At 63.9% G+C, this 25,587-nt stretch carries 26 protein-coding genes; 16 read left to right on the forward strand and 10 right to left on the reverse strand.

Annotation, left to right across the window (positions count from 1 at the left end; translation table 11 throughout):
* The first annotated feature begins 13 nt into the window (after positions 1 to 13).
* A complete protein-coding gene (locus FHS78_RS13530) occupies positions 14 to 352 on the forward strand; it encodes a GIY-YIG nuclease family protein (protein ID WP_167094898.1) in 339 nt (112 codons plus the stop codon).
* Between the two features lie 64 nt (positions 353 to 416).
* Here the strand turns inward: FHS78_RS13530 and FHS78_RS13535 are convergent, their stop codons facing one another.
* From FHS78_RS13535 to FHS78_RS13545, 3 genes are read right to left on the reverse strand one after another with little or no spacing between them, the layout of a single operon-like run.
* Positions 417 to 1,091, reverse strand: coding sequence for a hypothetical protein (locus FHS78_RS13535; RefSeq protein ID WP_167094899.1), 675 nt, complete (start codon positions 1,089 to 1,091; stop codon positions 417 to 419).
* 16 nt (positions 1,092 to 1,107) lie between these two features.
* Positions 1,108 to 2,265 carry a hypothetical protein gene (locus FHS78_RS13540; protein WP_167094900.1) on the reverse strand — a complete coding sequence of 386 codons (1,158 nt, stop codon included), beginning with the start codon at positions 2,263 to 2,265 and terminating at the stop codon, positions 1,108 to 1,110.
* Complete coding sequence (locus FHS78_RS13545) at positions 2,262 to 2,570, reverse strand: hypothetical protein (protein ID WP_167094901.1); 309 nt, start codon at positions 2,568 to 2,570, stop codon at positions 2,262 to 2,264. The genes FHS78_RS13540 and FHS78_RS13545 overlap by 4 nt, the downstream gene beginning before the upstream one ends.
* Positions 2,571 to 2,932: 362 nt before the next feature.
* Between FHS78_RS13545 and FHS78_RS13550 the strand changes: the two genes are divergently transcribed.
* Positions 2,933 to 3,577 carry a class I SAM-dependent methyltransferase gene (locus FHS78_RS13550; protein WP_167094902.1) on the forward strand — a complete coding sequence of 215 codons (645 nt, stop codon included), beginning with the start codon at positions 2,933 to 2,935 and terminating at the stop codon, positions 3,575 to 3,577.
* Between the two features lie 237 nt (positions 3,578 to 3,814).
* On the opposite strand, the gene FHS78_RS13555 is transcribed toward FHS78_RS13550, so the two are convergent.
* The 4 genes from FHS78_RS13555 to FHS78_RS13570 all read right to left on the reverse strand — a co-directional run bounded on the left by FHS78_RS13555 (position 3,815) and on the right by FHS78_RS13570 (position 9,604).
* Entirely contained in the window at positions 3,815 to 5,833 is a 2,019-nt protein-coding gene (locus FHS78_RS13555) for a protein meaA (protein WP_167094903.1), read from the reverse strand.
* Between the two features lie 179 nt (positions 5,834 to 6,012).
* The gene (locus FHS78_RS13560; protein ID WP_167094904.1) at positions 6,013 to 6,495 is read right to left on the reverse strand and encodes an anti-virulence regulator CigR family protein; all 483 of its coding nucleotides are present in this window, start codon (positions 6,493 to 6,495) and stop codon (positions 6,013 to 6,015) included.
* A 126-nt stretch (positions 6,496 to 6,621) separates the two neighbouring features.
* On the reverse strand, positions 6,622 to 8,358 hold the full coding sequence (locus FHS78_RS19680; protein WP_167094905.1) for an alpha/beta fold hydrolase: 1,737 nt from the start codon (positions 8,356 to 8,358) through the stop codon (positions 6,622 to 6,624).
* 142 nt (positions 8,359 to 8,500) lie between these two features.
* Positions 8,501 to 9,604 (reverse strand): ferritin-like domain-containing protein, encoded by a 1,104-nt coding sequence (locus FHS78_RS13570; RefSeq protein WP_167094906.1) that lies wholly within the window; start codon positions 9,602 to 9,604, stop codon positions 8,501 to 8,503.
* A gap of 174 nt (positions 9,605 to 9,778) precedes the next feature.
* Here FHS78_RS13570 and FHS78_RS13575 point away from each other — a divergent pair, with 174 nt between their 5' ends.
* The 3 genes from FHS78_RS13575 to ccrA all read left to right on the forward strand — a co-directional run bounded on the left by FHS78_RS13575 (position 9,779) and on the right by ccrA (position 11,947).
* Positions 9,779 to 10,138, forward strand: a complete 360-nt coding sequence (locus FHS78_RS13575) for a type II toxin-antitoxin system RelE/ParE family toxin (RefSeq protein ID WP_246220499.1) — start codon at positions 9,779 to 9,781, stop codon at positions 10,136 to 10,138.
* A 2-nt stretch (positions 10,139 to 10,140) separates the two neighbouring features.
* On the forward strand, positions 10,141 to 10,455 hold the full coding sequence (locus FHS78_RS13580) for a helix-turn-helix domain-containing protein (protein WP_167094907.1): 315 nt from the start codon (positions 10,141 to 10,143) through the stop codon (positions 10,453 to 10,455).
* Between the two features lie 208 nt (positions 10,456 to 10,663).
* Complete coding sequence (gene ccrA, locus FHS78_RS13585) at positions 10,664 to 11,947, forward strand: crotonyl-CoA carboxylase/reductase (protein ID WP_167094908.1); 1,284 nt, start codon at positions 10,664 to 10,666, stop codon at positions 11,945 to 11,947.
* Positions 11,948 to 12,062: 115 nt separating this feature from the next.
* Here ccrA and FHS78_RS13590 read toward each other — a convergent pair whose 3' ends face one another.
* Positions 12,063 to 13,511: a TrkH family potassium uptake protein gene (locus tag FHS78_RS13590; RefSeq protein ID WP_167094909.1), complete on the reverse strand. Its 1,449-nt coding sequence runs from the start codon at positions 13,509 to 13,511 to the stop codon at positions 12,063 to 12,065.
* A gap of 281 nt (positions 13,512 to 13,792) precedes the next feature.
* On the opposite strand from FHS78_RS13590, the gene FHS78_RS13595 reads away from it, so the two are divergent.
* The 4 genes from FHS78_RS13595 to FHS78_RS13610 all read left to right on the forward strand — a co-directional run bounded on the left by FHS78_RS13595 (position 13,793) and on the right by FHS78_RS13610 (position 17,158).
* Positions 13,793 to 15,463 (forward strand): acyl-CoA dehydrogenase family protein, encoded by a 1,671-nt coding sequence (locus FHS78_RS13595; RefSeq protein WP_167094910.1) that lies wholly within the window; start codon positions 13,793 to 13,795, stop codon positions 15,461 to 15,463.
* Between the two features lie 55 nt (positions 15,464 to 15,518).
* Entirely contained in the window at positions 15,519 to 15,710 is a 192-nt protein-coding gene (locus tag FHS78_RS13600; RefSeq protein ID WP_167094911.1) for a twin transmembrane helix small protein, read from the forward strand.
* A gap of 137 nt (positions 15,711 to 15,847) precedes the next feature.
* A complete protein-coding gene (locus FHS78_RS13605; protein ID WP_167094912.1) occupies positions 15,848 to 16,417 on the forward strand; it encodes an acyloxyacyl hydrolase in 570 nt (189 codons plus the stop codon).
* Between the two features lie 174 nt (positions 16,418 to 16,591).
* Positions 16,592 to 17,158 carry an acyloxyacyl hydrolase gene (locus tag FHS78_RS13610; protein ID WP_167094913.1) on the forward strand — a complete coding sequence of 189 codons (567 nt, stop codon included), beginning with the start codon at positions 16,592 to 16,594 and terminating at the stop codon, positions 17,156 to 17,158.
* A gap of 69 nt (positions 17,159 to 17,227) precedes the next feature.
* On the opposite strand, the gene FHS78_RS13615 is transcribed toward FHS78_RS13610, so the two are convergent.
* Positions 17,228 to 18,499, reverse strand: coding sequence for a DUF1835 domain-containing protein (locus FHS78_RS13615; protein WP_167094914.1), 1,272 nt, complete (start codon positions 18,497 to 18,499; stop codon positions 17,228 to 17,230).
* Positions 18,500 to 18,964: 465 nt separating this feature from the next.
* On the opposite strand from FHS78_RS13615, the gene FHS78_RS13620 reads away from it, so the two are divergent.
* From FHS78_RS13620 to FHS78_RS13645, 6 genes are all read left to right on the forward strand, one after another.
* Complete coding sequence (locus FHS78_RS13620) at positions 18,965 to 19,492, forward strand: cytochrome b (RefSeq protein WP_167094915.1); 528 nt, start codon at positions 18,965 to 18,967, stop codon at positions 19,490 to 19,492.
* A gap of 33 nt (positions 19,493 to 19,525) precedes the next feature.
* Positions 19,526 to 20,119, forward strand: coding sequence for a cob(I)yrinic acid a,c-diamide adenosyltransferase (locus FHS78_RS13625; RefSeq protein WP_167094916.1), 594 nt, complete (start codon positions 19,526 to 19,528; stop codon positions 20,117 to 20,119).
* Between the two features lie 363 nt (positions 20,120 to 20,482).
* Entirely contained in the window at positions 20,483 to 21,232 is a 750-nt protein-coding gene (locus tag FHS78_RS13630; protein ID WP_167094917.1) for an electron transfer flavoprotein subunit beta/FixA family protein, read from the forward strand.
* The gene (locus tag FHS78_RS13635; protein ID WP_167094918.1) at positions 21,229 to 22,158 is read left to right on the forward strand and encodes an electron transfer flavoprotein subunit alpha/FixB family protein; all 930 of its coding nucleotides are present in this window, start codon (positions 21,229 to 21,231) and stop codon (positions 22,156 to 22,158) included. Before FHS78_RS13630 ends, FHS78_RS13635 begins: the two co-directional genes overlap by 4 nt.
* Positions 22,159 to 22,392: 234 nt before the next feature.
* Positions 22,393 to 23,268: a 3-hydroxybutyryl-CoA dehydrogenase gene (locus FHS78_RS13640; protein ID WP_167094919.1), complete on the forward strand. Its 876-nt coding sequence runs from the start codon at positions 22,393 to 22,395 to the stop codon at positions 23,266 to 23,268.
* 154 nt (positions 23,269 to 23,422) lie between these two features.
* Positions 23,423 to 23,956: a PAS domain-containing protein gene (locus FHS78_RS13645; RefSeq protein ID WP_167094920.1), complete on the forward strand. Its 534-nt coding sequence runs from the start codon at positions 23,423 to 23,425 to the stop codon at positions 23,954 to 23,956.
* Here FHS78_RS13645 and FHS78_RS13650 read toward each other — a convergent pair.
* A complete protein-coding gene (locus FHS78_RS13650; RefSeq protein WP_167094921.1) occupies positions 23,953 to 24,315 on the reverse strand; it encodes a rhamnan synthesis F family protein in 363 nt (120 codons plus the stop codon). The genes FHS78_RS13645 and FHS78_RS13650 overlap by 4 nt on opposite strands.
* 101 nt (positions 24,316 to 24,416) lie before the next feature.
* Here FHS78_RS13650 and FHS78_RS13655 point away from each other — a divergent pair, with 101 nt between their 5' ends.
* Positions 24,417 to 25,403 (forward strand): class I SAM-dependent methyltransferase, encoded by a 987-nt coding sequence (locus FHS78_RS13655; protein ID WP_167094922.1) that lies wholly within the window; start codon positions 24,417 to 24,419, stop codon positions 25,401 to 25,403.
* The last annotated feature ends 184 nt before the right edge of the window (positions 25,404 to 25,587 follow it).

Below are 25,587 nucleotides of genomic sequence, written 5' to 3' on the forward strand. Positions count from 1 at the left end.
TACGCTTCTGCCCATGCAGGGGAGCTACTACGTATACCTTCTGGCAAGCGGTCGAAACGGCACCCTCTATGTAGGCGTGACGAACGACCTTGCTCGCCGGGTGGCCGAACACAAATCTGGCATCGCGGAAGGGTTCACGAAGAAACATGGCGTGCATCGCCTTGTCTGGTATTCGGAAACGCCCGACGTCGATGCCGCCATCCAGCTTGAAAAGACGATGAAAAAGTGGTCACGCGCCTACAAGCTAAATGTCATTGAGGAGATGAACCCTCAATGGCGTGACTTGTACGACGACCTTGTTGGAGAGGACAGAGCAGGTTCGCCCCTAGGCCCCGGGACAAGCCCGGGGTGACATTTGTTTTTACCTGTCTGTCACTGAAACCCGGTCGCCAAGCGGGATGACACCGTGGGTTAAATCACCAGTCGTAAAGCCCGGCGAAGTGGCGGAAGCCGGCCGCTATCGACCAGTTGCGCCATTCGTCGCGCACGCGCTGCGTGACGGCGGGGCTGCCTGCGCCCTGGCCGAGACCGAGAATGGTGAGCGAGGCGCAGTCCTGAAAGGCATCGCCCGGCGGACGGGGCAGTTTCCCGCCCGCTTTCAGCTTCGCATATTCGGAATCCTCGAAACCGTCCGTCAGCAGAATGTAATCCGTCGGCTGGGCGGCGCAGTCCACCACCTGCGACATGGTGTCGAGAAAGGGGAGGATATTGGTGAAGCCCTGCGCCTCCAGCTTGCCGTCGCGCACCAGCTTCGGAATGTTGGCGATGAGCACGCGGACCCCGTCGGCCACCGCGTCGGGCTTGGCGCGGGCGGAAATCACCTGATCGACCTTCAGCGCATTCGCCGTCACATCGTAGGACCCGAAGGTGCGCAGCATGACGCGGGAATGCGGCGACAGATGCTCGATATGCGCAACGACCTTGCGGCCCGCGCGGGCGGCATAGGCATCGTCGTTCACCAGCGGATTGCTTTTGGAGAGGTCGAGACCGATCACCACGGTGCGCGGCGCCTCCGCCGCATTCGCCGCACGATTGACGAAGACGGCGGCCAGCGTGCCGAGAAGGGCGACGATCAATACGAAGAGGCGCATGGGCTCGGTCTTTCCCTCAATCCTGCTCCCGGCCCTGCCGGCCGATGGGCACGCGGCGCGGCGGCGGCAGGACTTCGCCGATGGGCTCGCGCACATGGGTGACGCCGGACGGACCGGCCTTCATCGCATTGCGCGAGCGGCGCTCCCACCATTCGTCGAACAGCTTTTCGTGACGCGCCAGCGAGCGGGATTGCTCGCAGGCCTTGATCCGCTCCGCGAAAGCGGCCTGACCGTCCTTGCCCCGGTCGGAAACGGCGGTGGGGAGGGCCTCCTCCTTCTTGCGGCCGAGAAGGCCGCGCGATGTCTTCGACGCCGGGACGGACGGCGCAGGCGCGGCAGGCTTTGCTGCCTCGCGGCGGGCCTCGTCCAGTCCCTGCTCATAGGCGCGCGCCTCGCGCATCAGCCCGGTCCAGAGAAGGTGACGGCGGTTTTCCGGCCCTTCCATTTCGGTGAGCGCATGGCGGTTGGCGTCATATTCCTCTTCCAGCGCGGCGAGCCTGGCCATGTCCTGCTTGCGGTGGCGATAGTCGCGCGACAGGAAGATGCGCCGCACCGAGGCCATGGCGACATGGAGGCAGAGCGCGGCGACGCCCGTGACCACGAGGAAGACGATGCCGAGCGAGCCGAGCCAGGCCAGCGGCTGCCATTCGCGCACCTTGTCGATCTCGCTCGCGCTGCGCGCGGTCTCCGCCGTGCCGCCGGTGGCAAGGCCGAGGCCGGCCAGCGTATCCGACAGCGAGGAGCCCGCGCCGCCGTCGCCCGTGGCGGCGATGCCGTTGGGCAGCGACATGAAGGCGAGCATGAAGCCGACGCCCAGCAGCATGAGGATCGCCAGCACGAAGACGATGCGCACGAACACCGCCTTGCCGATGGGCCCGAGCTGCTCGTAAAGCATATGCGCGGCGACGGTGGCGAACAGCACCTGCGCCGACTTGAAGGCGACGGACTGGCCGAGCGCGCCGGGCAGTTCGAGAAACTCGTTGGCGAGCGCGCGCGTCCAGAATTCCGAGACGATCATGTAATCGACCGCCACCGCGCCCAGCGCGACAAGCGCCGTCAGCACGAAGCCGATAAAGAAGAAGGGTGCCATGCGCGCGGCCCGCTCGGAGCGCACGAAATTGCGCCCGATGCTTTCGCGCATATCCTCCGCGATGAGAGAGACGTTCGCGCTCATGCCTCGCCCCCCTTGTTCGCCCTGGATTTGCCGGTGCCGAAGAGGCGGGCGAAGAAACCGCGGCGCGCGCCCTCCGGCTCCTCGCCTTCGAGCGGCGCGGCGAGATGTTTGGCAAGCCCTGCGATCTCGCGCTCCAGCGTTTCCTGGCGCGCCCGGCGCTTGGCGAGATCGGCGGCATAGGCCGCGTCGAGCTCGGACAGACGCGAAAAGATATGGATTTCCGGCAGCGGCTCGACATGACGGCCATAGGCCGCCGCGGACTGACCCTTGCCCGCCTCGCGGGCGGTATCGTAACTCTCGCTCATTGCTACCCCGCTTGCGCCTTCGCAACTCCGCCGCGCCGCATCGGCCCCGGCGGATATGCGAACCCACTTGCCATAATCGCCCGGCCGAGATGAATGCCGGCTGAACGATTTTACGTTTTGTTAACCATGCGGGCGCAATCGCGCCCTCTCAAGGCATAAGCTGACGGATTCAGGCCAAACGCCGTCCTCAGACGGATGAAAGTTACATGAAGGCTCACACGCGACGCGAGTCTTCACGCGGATTAGCCTTAACCGACCGTACCGGAGTGAAACAGGCTATTATGGCGAGAATGGGGATGGCAGAGGATGGCAGAGGGCCGCCCTTAAGCGGCAACGGCAAGACGGGAACGGGAGAAAGACGCATGAGCGAAGCGGACGCAGCCTTCTGGGACAGGGCGGCGCGGAAATATGCAAAATCGCCCGTCGCCGATATGGCGGGGTTCGACAGGACGCTGGCGCGCACCCGCGAGCTGCTGCCGCCCGCCGCAAGCGTGCTGGAACTGGGCTGCGGCACCGGCACGGCGGCCCTGCGGCTCGCCGACGCGGCGCAGCGCTATCTCGCCACCGACATCTCGGCGGAGATGATCGCGATCGCGAAGGAAAAGGCAGAAGCCGCGGCGGCGGACGGCACGCGACCGGATTTCCGGCAGGCGACGGCCCGCGAGCTGGCCGCGGAAGGCACCCGCTACGACGCCGTGCTCGGCTTCAACTATCTTCACCTGGTGAGCGACGTGCCCGAAGCGCTTCGCGATATCGGGACGCTGCTGCGGCCCGGCGGGCTCTTCATCTCCAAGACGCCGTGTTTGGGCGACATGAACCCGCTGATCGGCCTGGCGATTCCGGTCATGCGCCTGTTCGGCAAGGCACCCTCCAGCGTGGCGTCGATGACCGCCGCCTCGCTCGCGGAGGCGATCCGCGCGGCGGGGTTCGATATCCTCGCCGAGGAACGCCATGGCTCCGAGAAGAAGGACACCCGCCCCTTCATCGCCGCCCGCGCGGGGGACTGAGGGCGGCCCTTGTTCCGCGAAGGCGAGTGGGTCCCGGCTTTCGCCGGGATGACATCCGTTTTCTGGGGGGAGCATCCTCGAGCACGGGTTCACCTCCCCCCTTGAGGGGGAGGTCGGAAATTCGTGAAACGGATTTCCGGGTGGGGGGATGCGGCGGTGGAGACAATCGAAGGCGCGGCGCTTGCCGCTTCACCCCCTCCCTGGCCCTCCCCCGTCAAGGGGGAGGGGAAGGAAACCTCAGGCCGCTTCGTCGGAATAGTCCACCAGGCGGACGATCTCGGACATGATGTCGTTGATCTGGAAATCCTTCGGCGTGTAGACGGCCGCCGCGCCGGCGCGCATGAGGGTCTGTTCGTCGTCGGGCGGGATGATGCCGCCGACGACGACGGGGATCTCGCCGATGCCCGCTTCGTTCATCAGGCGCAGCACTTCGGTCACGAGCGAGACGTGGGAGCCCGACAGGATGGAGAGGCCGACCACATGGACGCCTTCTTCCAGCGCGGCGTTGACGATCTGCGCGGGGGTGAGGCGGATGCCCTCATAGACGACCTCCATGCCGCAATCGCGCGCACGCACGGCGATCTGTTCGGCGCCGTTGGAATGGCCGTCGAGGCCGGGTTTGCCGACGAGGAATTTCAGACGGCGGCCGAGCTTGGCGGAAACCGCGTCAACCTGCTTGCGGACCTCGTCGAGATGCGAGCTGTCGGCGCGCATGGACTGCGACACGCCGGTCGGCGCACGATATTCGCCGAAGACCTCGCGCAGCGCCGCGCCCCACTCGCCCGTGGTGACGCCCGCCTTCGCGCAGGCGATGGAAGGCTCCATGATGTTGGCGCCGGACTTCGCGGCCTCTTTCAGCGCGGCGAGCGCTTTTTCAACCGCCGCGTCGTCGCGCTTCTCGCGCCATGTCTTCAGCGCCTCGACCTGCGCGGCCTCCACGCCTTCCTCGATGACGTGAATATCGCCCGAGCCGGTGGAAAGCGGCGAGGGCGCGGTCTCTTCATATTTGTTGACGCCGACGACGGTCATGCGGCCGGCCTCGATATCGGCCAGCCGCGCGGCATTCGATTCCACGAGCTTCTGCTTCATATAGGCGTTCTCGACCGCGGCGACGGCGCCGCCCATCTCGTCGATGCGCTGAAGCTCCGCCCGGGCTTCCTCCTTGAGCGAGGAGACCTTGGCCTCCATCACCTCCGAGCCGTCGAAGATGTCGGCATATTCCAGAAGGTCCGTCTCATAGGCGAGGATCTGCTGCGCGCGCAGCGACCATTGCTGGTCCCAGGGACGCGGCAGGCCGAGCGCCTCGTTCCAGGCAGGCAATTGCACGGCGCGGGCGCGGGCCTTCTTCGACAGCGTCACGGCCAGCATCTCGATCAGGATGCGGTAGACATTGTTTTCCGGCTGCTGCTCGGTGAGGCCGAGCGAGTTCACCTGCACGCCATAGCGGAAGCGGCGGAGCTTTTCGTCTTCCACGCCGTAACGCTCGCGGCAGATTTCGTCCCAGAGATCAACGAAGGCGCGCATCTTGGCGATCTCGGTGACGAAGCGCACGCCCGCATTGACGAAGAAGGAGATGCGGCCGACGACTTTCGCGAAATCGGCATCCGGCACCTGCCCGCTCGCCTTCACATGATCGAGCACGGCGCAGCCCGTCGCCAGCGCGAAGGCGAGTTCCTGAACCGGCGTCGCGCCCGCTTCCTGCAAATGGTAGGAGCAGACATTGGTCGGGTTCCATTTCGGCATTTCCGAATAGGTGAAACTCACAATGTCGGTGATGAGGCGCATGGAAGGCTCGGGCGGGAAGACGTAGGTGCCGCGCGAGAGATATTCCTTGATGATGTCGTTCTGCACCGTGCCGGTGAGCTTTGCGCGGTCCGCGCCGTGCTCGTCCGCGACCGCGATGTAAAGCGCCAGCAGCCAGGCCGCCGTCGCATTGATGGTCATGGAGGTGTTCATCTCCTCCATGGGGATCTGGTCGAAAAGGACGCGCATGTCGCCGATATGGGAGACGGCGACGCCGACCTTGCCGACCTCGCCCTTCGCCAGCACATGGTCGCTGTCATAGCCGGTCTGGGTCGGCAGATCGAAGGCGACGGAAAGCCCCGTCTGGCCGCGCGACAGGTTGGTCCGGTAAAGCTCGTTGGAGGCCTTCGCATTGGAATGGCCCGCATAGGTGCGGAAAATCCACGGCCTGTCTTTGGGGCGATCCTCGCTCGCCGCCTTGCCGCCCGCGCCCTTGTTGTCCTGATCCGCCATGACCCGTCCGCTCTTGCCAAATATGGAAAGCGCGGCAGAAAGGCGCGCCGCCCCTGCCTGCCGCGAGGTAAGGGCCATTATCACACCCCTTGCCGCACCGCAAAAGGGAAAGCCCGGCCTCCCGTCCCGAAACGGCGGAAAACCGGGCTTGTTAAGGGCTCGAAGGCGGGAAGATGCGCTCAGCGGATACCGGTCAGCACATCCACGATGATCCCCGTCGCCGCCTTCACCAGCAGCACGTCATTGCCGACGAGAAGCCGCTCATAGCCGTCGCGGGACGGCAACTGGGCCTGAAGCGCGGAGGGCAGATAGCGCTTGGCGATGCCGGGGGGCAACGGCTTGCCGCGCTGGAGGTTCTTCGCGATGCCGGGCGGCAGGGGCTTGGTCGCCGCCGGTTGCGCGCCGAAATAGTCGCGGATGATCTCCGCCTCGCGCGTGCCGAAGCGCACATTGATGGAGGCGTCGAGAATCCCGCTCCCGAGATCGCCGCCCTTGCCCTTCCCCGCCGCGCCGGGATTGCCGCTATGCGGATTGCCATGCGCCGCCTTGCCGTTGCCGGGGCCTTTCATCTTGCCGGGCGGATCGGCGAAGGCGGATGCGGGCGCCAGCGCCAGTGCGACCGCGATACCGGCCGCGAGCGGGCTCTTCCATGCATGTGTCATCTTGACCTCCTCGATATAAGGGCGAGGAGATGAGCAACGGCATATGGCGAGAAAATGACGCGGCGGGAAACCGCAACTTCGCGATGGGACGGCACCGAGACGACGCGGCGGCGAGGGATAGCGGCGTCAGCCCGCCTCCCTTTTCAGCTTTTCCATCATCTCCCCGAACCGCGTGATGGCGACGAGATGGCCTTCGCCGGGAAAGAGCCTGAAATCGGCGACCGGAATATTCTTCAGCATACGGCGCACATCGTCGGGCCCGTTCATGCGGTCGTCGCCGCCGAGCCAGACGGTCACGGGCGCGGTGAGGCCGGAAAGATCGAGAGATGTCTTCTCCGCGAACATCAGCGCCTCGCGCACCGGCCCTTCCCGCGTCACGTCGAGCCCCTCGATGACGCCGTCGACGAAAAACGGCACGAGCGAGGGATCGCGCTCGATCACGGCGGCATCCGCCGCCGAGCCTTCGAAGAAGCGCTTGATCATCGGTCCGAGAAAGCGCCGCGAGCGCTTGGAACGGATGATGGAAAAGACCGCGTCGATGAGCCAGGGATGACGGCGAAGCCCGCCGAAAAACTCCGCCGCCGGATGGGTGCGCTCCATATCCGGCTGGAAGACGAGGCGCGGCGCGACGAGCATGACGCCCGTGACGCGCTCGCCCAGCTCCGCGCCCGCGGCCAGCGCGAAAGGCGCGCCCGACGCCCAGGCGAACATGGCCGCGCGCCGCAGCCCCAGATGGTCGGCAAGCGCGCGGCAGTCGCGCGCAAAGCTCGCATAGCCGAAGGCGGGATCGGGCGTCGACAGACCGGCGCCCGGCCGGTCCACGCTGATGAGACGCACGCCCGCGCGCGTCGCCGCCTCGATTTCGTCCGGCCGCATCAGGCCCGACACGATGAGGCTCTGAAAGACGAAGACGGGAAAGCCGTTACGCGCCCCGAGATCGCGATAGGCAAGCGTACGCGCCGGTTCCTCGCCCGAGGCCGGCAAATGGAAGAACCGCCGCGCATCACCGCCCGTCTCCACGGGGGCCGCCTCGCCGGACGGCGTGTCGAGAAAGGCCGCAACCATGTTGAGTTCGACGAGGTGACGCACCAGATCGCTCTGCCGCTTGATACCGAGCTTCTCGAAAATGCTCTTGAGCTGGTTGCGCGCCGTGTTGACGGAAATGTTGAGATCCGCCGCCGCCTCTTTCAGCGCCAGACCGGATTTGAGCCGGGCGGCAAGGCGTTCCTCCGCATGGGTGAGGCCCAGCGCCAGACGGACATCCGGCCCGCCCTGCCCGCCGCCATGTTCGGGCGCGGCCAGCGCGCAGAGAAGATTGTCGCGCGACGCCGCCCCGCCCGCGCGCAGCATGGCCGCCGGAACGGAAGCGGGCGGCACGAGATAGCAGAGAAGATCGACCCCGCCTTCATCGGAGAGGAAACGCATGATGGACGGCCCGGCGGCGCCCTCCCCGGCCCGCTTCAGCGCATCGGCGAAATTATGGCCGTGTTCTTCGGTAAGGAAGGAAAGGCGCGTGCCCGTTTCGAGCGACGCCACGACCTCGCCGAACACCGCCGCGCCGCTGGCATTGACGCCTGCGACCCGGCGGTCGCGGTCGATCAGCAGATAGGCATAAGGCGCTTCCGGCGCGGTTTCGTCGGCGCGATGCAGCCGGTCGGCCAGCTCCTGCGCGCGCAGCAGATGCGAGACGACGACATTGCGGAACGCCTCGCCCGGCGCGCCGGTCATGTCCCCGGCCTCCGCGCCGCCGTCGAGATGTTCGAGGAGCCGGATCAGGTCTTCCCAATTGTCGGGAATCGTGGCGAAGCCATAGACGGCATCCACCGCCTCGGCGATCCCGTTTCCCGCTGTGCGCGACGCCACCCCGGCGCCGCTCCCTGTTCCGGTTTCCACAACCGCCCCTTACGCATGACACCCCGAACAAGCGGTCATTATAAAACAAAAAAAGGGCGGGCCGCACATATCCGCGCGGCCCGCCCGTAAATCGCTTCGCAGCCGGTCTATGTCACTCCGCCGCGCTCGCCCCGGCGTTCATGCCTTGAGCGCGGGCGGCGATGCTGGCGATATGGGCGGCACGCGCATCGAACTCGCGGGCGATGCTTTCGTCCTCGTCCTGCAGCGCCTGCACGTCCTGATCGGCATACTGGATGACGCCCATCTGCTCATAGCCGGTGCGGATCTTGTCGCCCCACAGGCCGACATCCTTGACGATGGGCAGGATGCGCGTGAAGAGCGAGTTGCGGAACATCTCCATGAAGCCGGAGTTGTACATATGCTCGCCGCACTTCACCGGATCGAGGCCGAGATTCTGCCAGACCTCCACCGCGTCGAAACGGTCGCGCATGAGATAGCTCGCTTCCAGAAGGAATTCCTCGCGCTCGTCGCGCTCGGCCTGGGTGAGCTGCGGGTAATAGTCCCGAAGCGCCAGACGCCCGAAGGCGACGTGACGGGACTCGTCCTGCATCACATAGGCATTCACCGCCGCGCAGAGCGGGTTCTGCGCGTTGTCGCGGATCTGCGCGAAGGAGGCGAGCGCAAGGCCCTCGATCACCACCTGCATGCCGAGATAGGTCATGTCCCAGCGGCTGTCGCGCAGCGTCTGCTCGATGAGATCCTTCAGAGGCTTGGTCATCGGATAGACGACCTCGAACTTCGACAGGAGCTTCTTGTAGGCCTCCACATGGCGGGCCTCGTCGATCACCTGGGTCGAGGCATAGAACTTGGAGTCCATGTCCGGCACCTGTGTGACGATCTTGGCGGTGCAGATGAGCGCGCCCTGCTCGCCCTGCATGAACTGCGCAAGCTGCCAGGCCTGAAAGTGCTTGCGCACATTGGCCTTCTCCTTGCGCGACATCTTCTCGAACTCAGCCATGCCGTTGATCGGCAGCATTTCGTCGGGAAGCTGTTCGGGATTGTCCTCGTCGAGCTCCTGCGACCAGTCGATGCGGGTTTCCGCATCCCACTGCATTTCCTTGCCCTTCTGGTAAAGGCCCATCATCGCCGTGCGTTCGGGATCGTATTCCCAGTTGAACATCACGTCGTAATCCTGCGGGACGTCCCAATGGCTGTCGTCCAGCGCAAGCGCATACATGTCCTTGATCTGCTTCATCCGGTCTCCTCCCCGAGCGATGATGCGTGTATCGTAAAATTGCGTATCTCCACTACGCACTTGGAAGTCTAACACTCTGCTCCGCCGACGCAAGGGAAAGGGGAGACGGATGCCCGGACGGCATGCGGGCCCGCATCGCCCATTGGGTTGGTTTTTACTTGATTATATCGCCCATTGGGTTACATTCCGGTCGTGCAGACCGTTGCCGAAACGAGCGTCTTTTCGAGAAAGGCCGCGCTCCTCCTGACGGAGGAAAGCCGGACCGAACTGATTTCCTATCTGGCGAACAATCCGGAAGCCGGAGACGAAATCAAAGGCACCGGCGGCGTCAGAAAGCTGCGCTTCAGGGCGAAAGGCAAAGGCAAATCCGGCGGCGTTCGCGTGATCTACTACGTCTTCAACGCCACGATCCCGCTCTACGCCCTCACGATCTATGGCAAGAACGAGAAAGCCGACCTCTCCGCGGAGGAGAAGAAGATCGTTTCCGCCCTGGCGGCACGGATCAAAGCCGCGGCGAAGAAGAAGGAGACATGACCATGTCCGACTTTGGCAAAGAACTCATCGAGGCCATGGAGGAAGCCGCCGCGCATGCCGAAGGGCGTGCGAGTGGCGTGACCATCCATGAAGTCCGTTCCGCGCAGGAAGAAATCCGGAATGCGCGCAAGGCGCTGGGCATGACGCAGGCCGCTTTCGCGCCTCTCCTCGGCACCAGCGTGTCCGGGCTCCAGAAATGGGAGCAGGGAAAGCGGCAGCCGCCCGGCTCGGTCAAGACCCTGGTGCGGCTCATCGAGATCGCGCCGGACGCCATCCGCACGGCCATCGAGCAGAACAGGGAACGCCTCAGCGCCTGACGGACGCCCCCGCGCCAGAGGTGCCGATGCATGCCCGCAAAGCCGCCAGATTATTGCTGCACCGCAAAAATGCCTTGCATACGCTGTGTCGAGCGCCAATGATCCCGGCAAAACGGTCATGAAAATGCGACCATCACTCCAAGCCGTCCGCGCGCCCTTCGGTGGCAGCCTCAAATCCGGCGCGCGACATGCGAAAGAGGTGCGAAAAATGACAGCCGTCGAGACCGGTGCCGACAGCGGTGCGGAGAAGAAAGACCTGTACGAAGTCGGCGAAGTGCCGCCTCTGGGTCACGTCCCCAAGAACATGTACGCCTGGTCGATCCGGGCCGACCGGCACGGGCCGCCCGAGAGCGCCATGCAGGTCGAGGTCGTGCCCACCTGGGAAATCGACAGCAATGAAGTGCTCGTCCTCGTGATGGCGGCGGGCGTGAACTATAACGGCGTCTGGGCCGCGCTCGGCGAGCCCGTCTCCGTCTTCGGCTCGCACAAGAACGACTTTCACATCGCCGGCTCCGATGCCGCCGGCATCGTCTGGGCGGTCGGCTCCAAGGTGAAGCGCTGGAAGGTGGGCGACGAAGTCGTCATCCATTGCAACCAGGACGACGGCGACGACGAGGAATGCAATGGCGGCGACCCGATGTTCTCGCCCTCGCAGCGCATCTGGGGCTACGAGACGCCGGACGGCTCCTTCGCGCAGTTCGCGCGTGTGCAGTCGCAGCAGCTCATGCCGCGCCCCAAGCACCTGACCTGGGAAGAAAGCGCCTGCTACACGCTGACGCTCGCCACCGCCTACCGGATGCTGTTCGGCCATCGCCCGCACGGGCTGCAGCCGGGCCAGAACGTGCTGGTCTGGGGCGCGTCGGGCGGCCTCGGCTCCTTTGCCGTGCAGCTCTGCGCGACGGCGGGCGCCCATGCGATCGGCGTCATCTCCGATCCGTCCAAGCACGACTTCGTCATGTCGATGGGCGCCAAGGGCGTCATCAACCGCAAAAACTTCAATTGCTGGGGCCAGCTCCCCAAGGTGAACTCGCCCGAATTCAACGACTTCATGAAAGAAGCGCGCAAATTCGGCAAGGCGATCTGGGACATCACCGGCAAGGGGATCGACCCCGACATCGTGTTCGAGCATCCCGGCGAGGCGACCTTCCCTGTTTCCTGCATGGTGGCCAAGCGCGGCGGCATGGTCGTCTTCTGCGCGGGCACGACGGGCTTCAACCTCACCTTCGACGCGCGCTTCGTCTGGATGCGCCAGAAGCGCATTCAGGGCTCGCATTTCGCGCATCTGAAACAGGCAAGCGCCGCAAACCAGCTCGTCGTCGAACGCCGCATCGACCCCTGCATGTCGGAAGTGTTTTCCTGGGAAGACATCCCGCGCGCCCACACCAAGATGTGGAAGAACGAACACCTGCCCGGCAACATGGCCGTGCTGGTGACGGCGCAAAGGCCGGGGCTTCGCACCTATGAGGATGTGCTGGAGCTTTCGGGGCAGTAGGAGTTCTTTATTTTCCGTCATTGCGAGCGCAAGCGAAGCAATCCAGAAGCGGCAAGCGCTGCGCTGGATTGCTTCGTCGCTTGCGCTCCTCGCAATGACGGGTAGAGGGGAAACTCTACTGCTGCCAGTAATCCTTGGTGAACATGATGAAGACGGTGAGGAGTTCGAGCCGTCCCATCAGCATGCCCGCGCTGAGGAGCCATTTGGCGGCGTCGGGCAGCGTGGCGAAATTGCCCGCCGGGCCGATGATCTCGCCGAGGCCGGGGCCGACATTGCCGACCGCGGTGGCCGACGCCGAAATCGCCGTCATGAACTCGATCCCCAGCGCGCCCAGCGCCAGCGCGATGCCGAAGACGGTCGCGAAATAAAGCACGATGAAAAGGCCGACCGAAAAGACGATCTCGCGGTCCACCGTGCGCTCGCCATAGCGCAGCGTCTGCGCCACATGCGGATAAAGCGTCTGGCGCATCTGGGTGCGGAACAGGATGCCGAGGATCTGGAAACGGAAGATCTTGATGCCGCCCGCCGTGGAGCCCGTGCAGCCGCCCACGAATGTCAGCAGGAAGAAGAACATCACCGCGAAATGCGACCACAGGGTGTAGTCCGTCGTCGCATAGCCCGTCGTGGTGACGATGGACACGACATTGAACGCCGCGTGGCGCAGCGATTCCAGCAGGTCGTAATGACCGTCCATCCAGATGGAGCGGGTCAGGATCAGGACGGCGATGACGATGAAGAGAAGAAAGCCGCGCACCTGCGGATCCTTCCACAACGCATCGTGCTCGCCCCGGACCATGTGGATATAGACGACCAGCGGCAGCGAGCCCGCGATCATGAAGACGATCGCGACCCAGCTCAGCCACGGATTGTCGAAATAGCCGAAGGACGCATCATGCGTGGAATAGCCGCCCGTGGAGAGCGTCGTCATGGCATGCGTCATCGCATCGAAGGGCGTCATGCCGCCGAACATGTAGAGCACGGCGCAGAAAAGCGTCAGCAGCAGATAGATCTCGGCGATGGCGAGCGCGATCTGCCCCGGGCGCGGCAGCACCTTTTCGGAGCGGTCGGAACTTTCGGTGCGGAAGAGCTGCATACCGCCGACGCGCAGGAAAGGCAGAATGGCCACAGCGGTGACGATGATGCCGACGCCGCCGATCCATTGCAGCAGCGCGCGCCAGAGAAGAATGCCGGGCGGCATCTTGTCGAGGCCGGAAAAGACGGTCGCGCCCGTGGTCGTGACGCCCGAAATCGCCTCGAAAAAGGCGTCCGTGTAGCTCACCCCGATCCTGGAGAAGACGAAGGGCAGCGCCGCGAAGGCGGAGACGCCGAGCCAGCCCAGCGTGGTCATCATGAAGGTGGCGCGATAGCCGAGATCGCGGTCTTCCGTGCTGAAGGCGAGCATCAGCCCGCCGCCCGCGAACCCGGTAATGGCGGCGGCCAGCAGAAAGGCCGTCCAGTCGTCGCGCTGGGCCACGAGGTCCGCCAGCGCGGGCACCAGCATCAGCACCGCCAGCGCGACCAGCAACGCGCCCAGAACGAGACCGACAACCTTGCCGCTATGCATGAAGTCCTCTCATTAGCCGGATCTCCCCGGTCTCCTGGCATTCTCCGGGCCGGCAAACCCCCTCGCCGCCGCCGCGAAGGGCCTCTTTCTATCCTGCCCCGCGGGGATGTACAAACCCCACGAACCACCCCGCGCCGGGGCAGGGAGGCAAATATGACGCAGCGCAGCACTGGCCGCATGCCCCAAGCGCGATATATAAGGGCCTAGTTCCCCGTTGCGCGCGGGGCCCCGCCCGGCCGTTTCACCCGGCCCGAAACGACCCGAAACCGAAGAGTATCGCCATGAGCCAGACCTCCCCCGCCGTTCTCGACAATCTGATCGGGCTTGCCAAGGAAGCCGTGACGGCGGCCGACAAGCTGCTCGCCAAGGCCCGCGCGGGCGTGCGTGAAAAGGTCGTGGCGGACGGCAAGGTGTCGGCGGCCGCGCTGGAGCGCGAACAATTCGCCGCCCACGGGCTGGCCTGGTTTGCGACCTATGTGGAGGCGCTGCGCCAGCTCGCCGATTATGCCGAGCGCATGACGGGCGAAGGCCGCTTCGGCGAGACGGAAGCGCTGATCGTGCAGATCGCCTTCGGCGAATATCTCTGGCAGATTTATGGCGGCATCCCGATGAGCCAGGGCGAAATTCTGCGCCCGCAGGATATGGGCCTGAGCCAGGACGACCAGCGCGAGCTGATGATCCCGGCGGTCGAGACGCTGACCCAACGGGGCAACACGGCGGAAGTGCGCGCCCGCCTTGCCGAAATCCTCGGCACGCAGGCGGGCGCGGCGACCTTCGGCGATACCGGCCTTGAGGAAACCTATGATGCGATCCGCGACCAGATGCGCCGCTTCGCCGATGCCGAAGTCGTTCCGTATGCGCATGAATGGCATCTGAAGGACGACTATATTCCGCTGGAGGTCGTCTCGCACATGGCCGAACTCGGCGTCTTCGGCCTCACCATCCCGGAGGAATTCGGCGGGCTGGGCCTCGGCAAGGAATCCATGTGCGTCGTGTCGGAAGAACTGTCGCGCGGCTATATCGGCGTGGGCTCGCTCGGCACGCGCTCCGAAATCGCCGCCGAACTCATTCTGGGCGGCGGCACGGACGAACAGAAGAACAAATGGCTGCCGCTGATCGCCAGCGGCGAAAAACTGCCCACCGCCGTCTTCACCGAACCCAATACGGGCTCCGACCTTGCAAGCCTGAAGACGCGCGCCAGGCGCGAGGGCGACGTCTTCAAGGTGAGCGGCAACAAGACCTGGATCACCCATGCCGCCCGCGCCGACGTGATGACGCTGCTGACGCGCACCACCGATGCGCCGGGCTACAAGGGCCTTTCCATGCTGCTCGCGGAAAAGCCGCGCGGCGACGACGACGAACCCTTCCCCGCCAACGGCATGTCGGGCGGCGAGATCGAGGTGCTCGGCTATCGCGGCATGAAGGAGTTCGAGATCGGCTTCGACGATTTCGAGGTGAAGGCGGAAAACCTGCTGGGCGGCGAGGAAGGCCAGGGCTTCAAGCAGCTCATGCAGACCTTCGAGAGCGCCCGCATCCAGACGGCGGCCCGCGCGGTCGGCGTCGCGCAATGCGCGCTGGAACTCGGCCTTCGCTATGCGCAGGAGCGCATCCAGTTCGGCAAGCCGATCTATGCCTTCCCCCGCGTCTTCGGCAAGCTCGTCATGATGGCGGTGGAAATCATGGTGGCGCGCCAGATCACCTATTTCGCCGCGCGCGAAAAGGACGGCGGCCGGCGCTGCGACCTCGAAGCGGGCATGGCGAAACTGCTTGCCGCCCGCGTCGCCTGGGCGGCGGCGGACAATGCCCTGCAAATCCATGGCGGCAACGGCTTCGCGCTGGAATATCCGGTGAGCCGCGTGCTGTGCGATGCGCGTATCCTCAACATCTTCGAGGGCGCGGCGGAAATTCAGGCGCAGGTCATTGCCCGGCGTCTGCTGGACGGGGCCAACTGACCGCGCACCGCCCGCTCCGAAGAGAAAAGAAAAAAGCCCGAAAGGGGACGCTTCAATGAGTGAACTTTTCAGCTATCTCGGCCCGCTCGCCGTTCTGGTCGTCGTGATCGTCCTGATCGCCGGTCTCTGGAACATGCTGCGCGGCGGCTCGTCCAATCGCTCGCAGACCCTGATGCGCTGGCGCGTGGGGCTGCAATTCGTGGCCATCATCGTGCTGATGACCGGGCTTTACTTCGCCAGCCGCTAGGCGTTTGCGGCTTTTCCCGGCCCGCGTCCGCATAGCGGGCGGCATATGTTGCAGTTTTGCATCGGGTACCGGGCGGCAAATCATGTAAATTGCGGCATCTTCCCGGGGTGGGAAGGCAACAAGACAAGAGGATCATCGTGGCTGTGACCAAGTCTCTGAAATCGTCCATGGCCGGTGGCGTGGCCGCGGCACTGGCGCTCGGCGCCATCGTCCTTCCCGCAACGACGGCGGATGCCCGCCCGCTCGGCGAAGAAATCCGCATCGGCATCATGGACCACGATACCGGCCTGATCCGCGACCGCCGCGAAACCGACAGCCCGGACATCAATGCCGAAGTGCTGTTCGCCTCGCCGGAATTCCTGGACTGGGCCTATTCGCCCCGCCCGCTGATCGGCGCGACCATCAACACCGATGACGGCACGAGCCTGGGCTATGCCGGTCTTGGCTGGAACTTCGATCTCGGCAGCAATTTCTTCTTCGATGCGAGCTTCGGCGCCGCCATCCATAACGGCGAAACCGACAAGGTGACGAATTCCAGCCGCAATTACGGCTGCCGCGTCCAGTTCCACGAAACCATCTCGATCGGCTACGACCTCACCGCCAATCACTCGCTGATGGCGACCTTCGAGCATATGTCGAATGCCGAACTCTGCGACAAGAACGACGGCATGACCGATATCGGTATCCGGTACGGCTATCGCTTCTAAAGCCTCGCCGCCGCGACGGCTTGCAGAAAGGGCTCCCTTGCGGGAGCCCTTTTTCCTTGCCGGGCCGCCGCGACGCAGAGCCGGCATTTTGCATCTTGCTTCCGGGGAGCCCCGGTCTAATCTCGTTTCCATAACACTCGGGAATCGGGGCTTTTTGAAAAGAGGGGCAAAAGAGTGATTTCCAACAGACTTGTGAAAACGGCCGGCACGGGCTGCCTGGCCGTCGCGATGGCGCTCGGCGCCGTCTTCCTGCCCGGCACGGCGGATGCCAGCCCGCTGGGCGACGAAATCCGCATCGGCATCATGGATCACGACACGATCCTCGACCGGCCGCGCCGCGAAACCGCCGCGCCGGACATCAATGTCGAGCTGCTGCTGGCCTCGCCGACATTCCTGGACTGGGCCTTCTCGCCCCGTCCCCTGATCGGCGCCACGATCAACACCAATGGCGGCACGAGCCTGGGCTATGCGGGGCTGGGCTGGAATTTCGATCTCGGCAGCAACTTCTTCATCGACGGTAGTTTCGGCGGCGCGCTGCATAATGGCGAAACCAGGAACACCTCCACTTCCAGCCGCGCCTATGGCTGCAAGCTGCTGTTCCACGAAACGCTGTCGCTGGGCTATGAAATCGCGCCCAATCACTCGCTGATGGCCACCTTCGAGCATATGTCGAATGCCGGTCTCTGCGACAAGAACGACGGCATGACCGATGTCGGCATTCGCTACGGCTACCGTTTCTGACGCCACCGCGCGCGGCGGAACGGGAAAGGGCTCCCTTGCGGGAGCCCTTTTTCTTATCGGCCCTTTTCCTTATCGGCCTCGAACGGGCTGCCCCGCCGCCCCATCCCAGCGCCAGACGGGCGCGCCGGGCAGAAGGCGGACGCCGCCCACCCAGCGCTCCGGCGGCGCGAGGTCCATATAGTCGATCCGCCCTGCCAGACAGGCCCGGCCCGTATCGGTGAGCGCGACCATGCGTTGCGGCCATGCGCCGCCCGGCTCGACGGTAAGCACCGGCGTTTCCGCCAGAGCCATTTCCGCGAGAATGCGCCAGAACATGAGATCGCCGAGCCAGGGCAATGGTTCGTATTCGCGCATCAGCGCCGCGAAGATGCGGCCCGCCGTCAGGCTGCCCCGCTCGTCGAGAATACGCAGGATCAGCCGCTGGGTGAGCGAGAGGCCGTCTCCCGCGCCGGGCAGTTCCTGCAAATGCCGGTCGAGCGCGCCCTTCATGAAGGGAAGCGCCGCCGCGCCGTTTTCCGCGATCGTCCAGAGGTCGGTCGGATCGTCGGCCCGCAAGGCGGACCAGATGCGCGCGCCCAGCGCACATTGCGCTTCCGTCACGCGGGCGCGCCGGGACCAGAGCAGATGCAGCGCCTCGGGCGGCAACTGCCCGATGCCGATGAACCGCTCGCCCCCCGGAAAGGCATCCGTGGAGACAAGCTCGATCCGCGGCCGCCCCGGCATCTCCGCGAGAACCGCGAGCACGCGCGCCAGAATGAGCTGGTCGTAGCTGTCATGCTCGAACCAGAGCGCGACGCGCTGATAGTCGTGCGCCCGCGCAAGCCCGGCCTCTTCCGCCATCAGCCCGGCGCGGATATCGCTTTTCGGCCGGTCCATTTCCTCGCCATAGGCCTCGGCCAGAAAATCGACGCGCCGCGCCAGCCAGTCGTCCCCCGGCACCACCGGGCCCTGACAGAACGGGTCCGAATATTCCAGGAAGCGCCCCTCGAAACCGGCAAGCGCCAGCGCCTCGCCGATATCGTGGCCGCAGCGAATATGAAGCGTCGGCATATCGGCGTCGGGAATACGGCCCGCGCGAATGGCGCCGGCGGAGCTGTCGAGCGCCTCGATATGCGATTTGAGCTTCGGCCAGCTCGGCAGGCCGAGCTCGCGGGCAATGACGAATTGCGCATCGGCAAGCCGCAGGGGCGGCGCAAGGTCCTGCCGCTGCGCCTGCGCGCGCAAGAGCGCCGCCGCGTCGCCCGCATCGACGGCGCGTTGCAGCTCGCGGGCGCGCTTTTTCTGCTGCTCGAGATTGAGTCGGAAAGGATTTGCCGCGAAGGCGGCATCGGGATCGGTCATGGCCGGTTCCTCTTCATCGCGTCCGTGCCCGCCGATCAGACGAAAAGGAAACCGAATGCTCGGATCTTTATATCGTCAGGCCGGGGCGCAGCCCTTTCCGCGGGACATGGAGGCTTCGGCCAAGCCTGATCGAGAGATTGGCCGATTTGGCGAGGAGGTCAAGTGCGGTATCCGCTTTGTTGCGTCCCCCCCTCCCGGTCCTTCGGACCGACCTCCCCCGCAAGGGGGGAGGTGACATGACGAGACGCCGTCCTGATTTTCCCTCCCCCCTTGCGGGGGAGGGTCAGGGAGGGGGGTACGCAACAAGAGGGAGGGGGACGCAAAGAGAAAAATCCGCGAAACCCCGGATCCCCGGCGAAACTTGCGAACCGTTCGCGCTTGCCTATCGGGGCCGGTCACGCGAGTCTGTGTCGCCGCCCGGCGCGGCGACCGACAGGAATTTCGGCAGGAACAGGGGGAGAAACGATGTCTTCGGATACGACAACGAGCGAAGGAACGGGTTTCGGCGCGGGACGGCGCGCCTTTCACTGGGCGGCGGCGGTGCTCGTCCTGCTGATGATCCTGGGCGGCTTCACCATGAGCCGGGACACGGCGACGCTTCATTTCGGCTTCGGGATCGTGACGCTCGCCGTGCTGGTCCTCTGGCTCGGCTGGCGGATGGGCCATCCCCGGCCCGCCTTGCTGCCCATGCCGCGCTGGCAGCAGATTCTCGCCAAATCCGTGCATCACCTGCTGATGCTCACCGTCACGCTGCAACCGATTTTCGGGTTGATGATGGTGTCCTTCCATGAGAAGTCCATCAATGCCTTCGGCGTCATTCCGCTCAAGATCGTGCAGAACGACACGCTGAACGGCATCGGCCACGAAGCGCATGAGATCAACGCCTTCATCATCTGCGGCCTGCTGGTGCTGCATATCGGCGGCGCGCTCTATCATCACTTCGTCGCCAGGGACGCGACGCTGACGCGGATGATCTCCGGCAAAGCCGCTTGAACCCGATACCCGATACCCCGTGCCGGAGACGATATGGTCACGCTGAACAAGATCTATACCCGCACCGGCGACAAGGGCGACACCGCCCTTGCGACCGGCGAACGTGTGCCCAAACACGCACTGCGGATCGAAAGCTACGGCACCTCGGACGAGTTGAACGCCGTTCTGGGCGTCGCCCGCCTGCACACGCGCGACATGCCCGATCTCGACGCCATGCTGGGGCGTATCCAGAACGACCTCTTCGACCTCGGGGCGGACCTCGCAACGCCGTCCCTGGGCCCCGACGAGCAGGAAAAGCTGGGCTATGAACCGCTCAGGATCGTCGCAAGCCAGGTCGAACGGCTCGAATCCGAGATCGACCGCCTGAACGGCGAACTGGAGCCCTTGCGCTCCTTCATCCTGCCGGGCGGCCACCCGGCCGCGGCCCATCTGCACCATGCAAGGACGGTGTGCCGCCGGGCCGAACGGATCGCCACGGCGCTTGCCGGGGAAGCGAAAGAGCCGATCGGCGAAGCCTGCCTCCGCTACCTCAACCGGCTCTCCGATTTCCTTTTCGTCGCAGCACGTTACGTCAACAAGGCCGAGGGCGACGGCGACGTTCTCTGGGTGCCGGGCGGCAGCCGCTAAAGGCGCCGCAAGCCCTCCGGCGCGCCTTCCCTTACGTCGCGGGAAGCGCACCTGCCCGCAGGGCCCCCCTCGCGTTGACAGGGGCATATCCTCACACTAGGTTGCCGCACCGCAGCAGCTGTCTATCTCTATATGGACAGCCAGAGTTTCCCCCGAGGAGCAGCGATTTCCGCCGCATGGAATCCATGCGGGAAAGGCTGGCCCGAAGGATTTGAGACCGTCGCGCCGCCCTCGAGGCGGTGCGGAACCGACAAGGACCGGCACACCGGTCAGGAGCCAACGGTAACGGCAGAACCGGCCCCGGAATCTTCGGGAAACCGGCAAAGCCCGAGAACCGGTGCAACGCGCAGGGAGTTCACCTCAATGAAAGTGCTCGTTCCGATCAAGCGGGTTGTCGACTACAACGTAAAGATCCGTGTGAAATCGGATCAGAGCGGCGTCGACCTCGCCAATGTGAAGATGTCCATGAACCCGTTCGATGAAATCGCCGTTGAAGAGGCGGTTCGTCTGAAGGAAGCGGGTAAGGCCACCGAAGTCGTCGCCGTGTCGATCGGCGTTCAGCAGGCCACCGAAACCATCCGCACCGCGCTCGCCATGGGCGCCGACCGCGGCATCCTGGTGAAGACGGACGATGTGGTCGAACCCATCAACGTCGCCAAGATCCTCAAAGGCATCGCGGAAGAAGAAAAGCCGGACCTCATCATCCTCGGCAAGCAGGCGATCGACGACGACTGCAACCAGACGGGCCAGATGCTGGCCGCTCTTCTGGGCTGGGCGCAGGGCACCTTCGCCTCCAAGGTCGAAATCGACGGCGAGACGCTGAACCTGACGCGCGAAATCGACGGCGGCCTTCAGACGCTGAAGCTGAAGATGCCGGCCATCGTGACCGCCGACCTTCGCCTGAACGAGCCGCGCTATGCCTCGCTCCCCAACATCATGAAGGCGAAGAAGAAGCCGATCGATGAGAAGGCGCCGGGCGATTTCGGCGTGGACATCAAGCAGCACCTTGAAGTGCTGAAGGTGACCGAGCCGCCGCAGCGCGAAGCCGGTATCAAGGTTGAATCTGTTCAGGAGCTCGTTTCGAAGCTCAAGGAAGCGGGAGTGATCGGATGACCACGCTTGTAATTGCAGACCACAACAACGCCGAACTCGGCGACGCGACCGCCAAGACGGTCACCGCCGCGGCGAAAATCGGCGGCGACGTGCATGTGCTCGTCGCGGGCAAGGGTTGCGACGCAGTGGCCGAAGCCGCCGCGAAGCTCGACGGCGTCGCCAAGGTTCTCGTGGCCGACGATGCGCAGTACGAGCATCCGCTGGCCGAACCGCTTGCCGCTCTCGCGGTGAAGCTTGCCGACTCCTACGACGCGATCGTGTCGCCCGCCACCACCGTCGGCAAGAACTTCATGCCGCGTGTGGCCGCCCTCCTCGATGTCGCGCAGATCTCCGACATTGTGGGCGTGGAAAGCGCCGACACCTTCGAGCGTCCGATCTATGCCGGTAACGCCATCCAGACCGTGAAGTCCTCCGACTCCAAGAAGGTCATCACCGTGCGCACCACCGCCTTCCCGGCGGCGGGCGACGGCGGCTCGGCCTCTGTCGAGAAGGTCGATGCGGCCGAGAACCCGGGCCTTTCCGAATTCGTGAGCGAAGAGCTGACGAAGTCGGACCGTCCGGAACTGACCTCGGCCAAGGTCATCATCTCCGGTGGCCGCGGCATGCAGAACGGCGAAAACTTCGCCATGCTCGAAAAGGTCGCCGACAAGCTCGGCGCCGCGGTCGGCGCCTCGCGCGCGGCGGTGGATGCGGGCTTCGTGCCGAACGACTACCAGGTCGGCCAGACCGGCAAGATCGTCGCGCCCGAGCTTTACATCGCCGTCGGCATTTCCGGCGCGATCCAGCATCTGGCGGGCATGAAGGACTCCAAGGTCATCGTCGCCATCAACAAGGACGAGGAAGCCCCGATCTTCCAGGTCGCCGATTACGGCCTGGTCGCGGACCTCTTCCAGGCGGTGCCGGAGCTGGAAGAAGCGCTCGGCTGAGCCTTCCGCCGTTCCACGAAGCGAAATCAGGCGCTGTCCCCCCGGGACAGCGCCTTTTTCATGCCCGATAGCCCGCCCATAGATATTGCGCAGCGCAGCAATCCATGGAAAACCTGTAGATGGGGGCACGGGTCGCGCGGGATGAAAACCGCGCCGTGCCCCCATGCGTTTTGTGTATCATTCGCGGGGGACAGGCCATCGCCCTCCCCCCGGGCCAAGCGGGACGGATGAGAGATGAAGGTTCGAAAAGTCGGTGTGATCGGGGCGGGTCAGATGGGCAACGGCATCGCCCATGTCTGTGCGCTGGCGGGCTATGAGGTCGCGCTCAACGATGTGTCCGAAGACCGCATCGAAGCGGGCCTTGCGACCATCAACGGCAACATGACGCGCCAGGCAAGCTCCGGCCGCATCAGCGAGGCCGACAAGGAAGCAGCCCTCGACCGCATTTCCGCCGCAGCCGACTACACCGCCTTCGAGGACGCGGATGTCGTGATCGAATCCGCCACCGAAAAGGAAGAGGTGAAACGCGCCATCTTCGCCGATCTCTGCCCGCATCTGCGCGAAGACGCCTTTATCGCCACCAATACCTCCTCGATCTCCATCACCCGGCTGGCCGCCTCCACGGACCGGCCGGAACGCTTCATGGGCGTCCATTTCATGAACCCTGTGCCGGTGATGGAGCTGGTGGAGCTGGTGCGCGGCATCGCCACCGACGACGAAACCTTCGATTTCTTCCAGGATTTCGCGAAATCGCTGGGCAAGGAAGTGGCGAATGCCGAAGACTTCCCGGCCTTCATCGTGAACCGCATCCTGCTGCCCATGATCAACGAGGCCGTCTATACGCTTTATGAGGGCGTCGGCTCGGTGGAGAGCATCGACAAGGCCATGAAGCTCGGCGCCAACCATCCCATGGGGCCGCTGCAGCTCGCAGACTTCATCGGTCTCGACACCTGCCTCTCCATCATGCAGGTGCTCTATGACGGGCTGGCGGATTCGAAATACCGCCCCTGCCCGCTACTGGTGAAATATGTCGAGGCGGGCTGGCTCGGCCGCAAGACCCAGCGCGGCTTCTACGACTATCGCGGCGAGCATCCGGTTCCCACGCGCTGAGCCCGCCCCCGCGAGAGCCCCCATCGAAGCCCCCGCGAAAGCCCGACGGCACAAGCCTGCATTTCAGTCAATTCGGAAGCAAATCGTTAACCGGCCCCTGCTTAACATAAAGCGATACATGGGCGGGGCTGCCTGCCCAGGAGTGGGGTCGACGATGGGCTCTCTGAGACTGGATTCAGATACAGAGCATTACCTGGAAGGCGATATCGACTATCTCGACCGGCCGGAGCATCACGCCGCCATCGAGCTGGCGGAGTATTGGCTCGCCAAGCGCGGCGACCGCGCCATGCCCTTCCGGAGCGATATCCGGCCCACCGAAATTCCGGCGCTCCTGCCCTATCTCATCATCAATGAAGTCGTCGACAATGGTGAGGATTTCCGGATCCGCCTTTACGGGACCGAGCTGAGCCGCCTGTCGGGCGAAGAGCGGACGGGCAAGCTCATCTCCGAAATCTGCGGCACCCCCGAAACATTGCCCCATCGCTGGCGGACACAGGCCCGCTGGCTGGAAATCAACCGCCGGGCCTTACAAACCGTCGCGCCCGTCTATGCCCGCGCGTTGATGCTGAACGAGAGAAACGACAGCCGGGACGCCCATGTCGTCGCCCTGCCGCTCACCGTGCAGGGCAACGCCGTGGAGCAGATCCTGGGCGCGATCTTCTCCGTGCCGATAAAGGAAATGGCCTAACCCTCTCCGGCGGGGAAGAGACCGGGCGGATCGTAGGTGACAGGCGCATCTTCCAGCTTCTGCCCCAGCATGGCCGGCAGCATGCCGAAGAGGCGCTCCATGGCATGGCCAAGCGTGCCATCGATCGCACCGTTTTCTGGCTCGAAATCGGTGATGGAGAGGTCGAGCTTGCGAAGCGCCTCAAGCGGTTTTCGCGCGGCCCAGAACATCGTCCCCGCATAATATTCCGGACGCTGCCCGGACGGCTCGCCCCCCAGACTACGGATCAGCTCGAAAACAGTATCGCGGTTCTCGCCCCATACGCCGTCCTCGCGGAAATGAGCGTTGGGAAAATGAAAGCGGGGAGGTGACTGGAACACCGCTACTGTCTGGGATATACTGTATATTAGAGGAAAATAATATTTCTAGTCGATCGCGGTCAACGCAAGAAGCTAGGCTCGGAGTATGATGGGGGGAGAAATTGCCAATCGACAAGCTACCTGAAGACTTTGATGAGCGGGTTTATCTAGACCTTCATCCGGACGTTGAGCGTGCGGGATTGCGTGGCGATCAGCACTATCTGCAATATGGCATCAGAGAGGGCCGAGCATACAAACCACAGCCTCACCCCGCTATATCGTTGCTCGATAAGAGTATGAAGGTATTGGAAATTGGCCCCGGCTATAGGCCGCTTGTCAGCCGTCGAGAAGGATGGAACTCACTCAATGTGGACCATGCTACGGCTGAAGAGTTACGTTTGAAGTACAAAGATCATCAGAATACGGACGCTATTGAAGATATCGACTTTGTCTGGAAAAGCGGCAGTCTTCTCACCGCGCTTCCTGAGGGTCATCAGGGCTCCTTTGATGCCTTATTGGCAAGCCACGTCATTGAACATTTCCCCGACCCCTTGGGCTTTCTGCAGGCAGCTTCAAGCCTCCTTAAGCCCGATGGGCTCTTGTCACTGGTCATTCCTGACAAGAGATACATGTTCGATTTTTTCAAGTTTCCGAGTACAACTGGTGACTATCTTTGGTCACACGCGCAAAGGCTGGATCGCCATACGCCCAAGACAATTTTTGAGAATATTTCTGTAAACGTACATAATAATGATCAGATAGTGTGGTCACCGGGTGTGCCCGTGCAACCTAGATTTTTTGGAGATGACTGCCTCACCTCTGGTTTTCAGCGCTTCAATCAACTGCTTCTTTCCTCCTCCGATTATGAGGACGCCCACGCAACTTTCTACACGCCAGCAAGTTTCCAGCTCATTATTTTGGAACTCGGACAGCTCGGCGTCGTCGATTTCTCCATCCACGCCATGCCCGCGCCCGCGGGATGCGAATTCTACGTTTATCTCAAAAAGGGTGTGGTGACAGCAGAGTCCACCGAGAATCTGTCTGCAAAGAGACTGGCTTTGCTGTCCAGAATTTTCGAAGAGCTGGCAGAGCAAGTTACTACGGATTGACCTGATGATGTGGACATCTGCCACGCCCAGCATCCAAGTGCCATGCTTGTAGTTGCTGTTTGACCAATCAAATCAGGGGAGGAGCCATCGTAAGCGGTGTTCCGGTCACACCCCGCCCATTTCACCGGCTTGTTTTCGGCTTCCAGCGTTTCGCGAGCTTGAGGACTTCGAGACGGAGTTCATC

The sequence above is a fragment of the Parvibaculum indicum genome, assembly GCF_011762095.1.
Classification (GTDB): Bacteria; Pseudomonadota; Alphaproteobacteria; order Parvibaculales; family Parvibaculaceae; genus Parvibaculum; species Parvibaculum indicum.

Coding starts and splice junctions, on each gene's coding strand:
- FHS78_RS13530 (WP_167094898.1), top strand. CDS start 14: ATGCAGGGGAGCTACTACGTATACCTTCTGGCAAGCGGTCGAAACGGC.
- FHS78_RS13535 (WP_167094899.1), bottom strand. CDS start 1,091: ATGCGCCTCTTCGTATTGATCGTCGCCCTTCTCGGCACGCTGGCCGCC.
- FHS78_RS13540 (WP_167094900.1), bottom strand. CDS start 2,265: ATGAGCGCGAACGTCTCTCTCATCGCGGAGGATATGCGCGAAAGCATC.
- FHS78_RS13545 (WP_167094901.1), bottom strand. CDS start 2,570: ATGAGCGAGAGTTACGATACCGCCCGCGAGGCGGGCAAGGGTCAGTCC.
- FHS78_RS13550 (WP_167094902.1), top strand. CDS start 2,933: ATGAGCGAAGCGGACGCAGCCTTCTGGGACAGGGCGGCGCGGAAATAT.
- FHS78_RS13555 (WP_167094903.1), bottom strand. CDS start 5,833: ATGGCGGATCAGGACAACAAGGGCGCGGGCGGCAAGGCGGCGAGCGAG.
- FHS78_RS13560 (WP_167094904.1), bottom strand. CDS start 6,495: ATGACACATGCATGGAAGAGCCCGCTCGCGGCCGGTATCGCGGTCGCA.
- FHS78_RS13570 (WP_167094906.1), bottom strand. CDS start 9,604: ATGAAGCAGATCAAGGACATGTATGCGCTTGCGCTGGACGACAGCCAT.
- FHS78_RS13580 (WP_167094907.1), top strand. CDS start 10,141: ATGTCCGACTTTGGCAAAGAACTCATCGAGGCCATGGAGGAAGCCGCC.
- ccrA (WP_167094908.1), top strand. CDS start 10,664: ATGACAGCCGTCGAGACCGGTGCCGACAGCGGTGCGGAGAAGAAAGAC.
- FHS78_RS13590 (WP_167094909.1), bottom strand. CDS start 13,511: ATGCATAGCGGCAAGGTTGTCGGTCTCGTTCTGGGCGCGTTGCTGGTC.
- FHS78_RS13595 (WP_167094910.1), top strand. CDS start 13,793: ATGAGCCAGACCTCCCCCGCCGTTCTCGACAATCTGATCGGGCTTGCC.
- FHS78_RS13600 (WP_167094911.1), top strand. CDS start 15,519: ATGAGTGAACTTTTCAGCTATCTCGGCCCGCTCGCCGTTCTGGTCGTC.
- FHS78_RS13615 (WP_167094914.1), bottom strand. CDS start 18,499: ATGACCGATCCCGATGCCGCCTTCGCGGCAAATCCTTTCCGACTCAAT.
- FHS78_RS13620 (WP_167094915.1), top strand. CDS start 18,965: ATGTCTTCGGATACGACAACGAGCGAAGGAACGGGTTTCGGCGCGGGA.
- FHS78_RS13625 (WP_167094916.1), top strand. CDS start 19,526: ATGGTCACGCTGAACAAGATCTATACCCGCACCGGCGACAAGGGCGAC.
- FHS78_RS13630 (WP_167094917.1), top strand. CDS start 20,483: ATGAAAGTGCTCGTTCCGATCAAGCGGGTTGTCGACTACAACGTAAAG.
- FHS78_RS13635 (WP_167094918.1), top strand. CDS start 21,229: ATGACCACGCTTGTAATTGCAGACCACAACAACGCCGAACTCGGCGAC.
- FHS78_RS13640 (WP_167094919.1), top strand. CDS start 22,393: ATGAAGGTTCGAAAAGTCGGTGTGATCGGGGCGGGTCAGATGGGCAAC.
- FHS78_RS13645 (WP_167094920.1), top strand. CDS start 23,423: ATGGGCTCTCTGAGACTGGATTCAGATACAGAGCATTACCTGGAAGGC.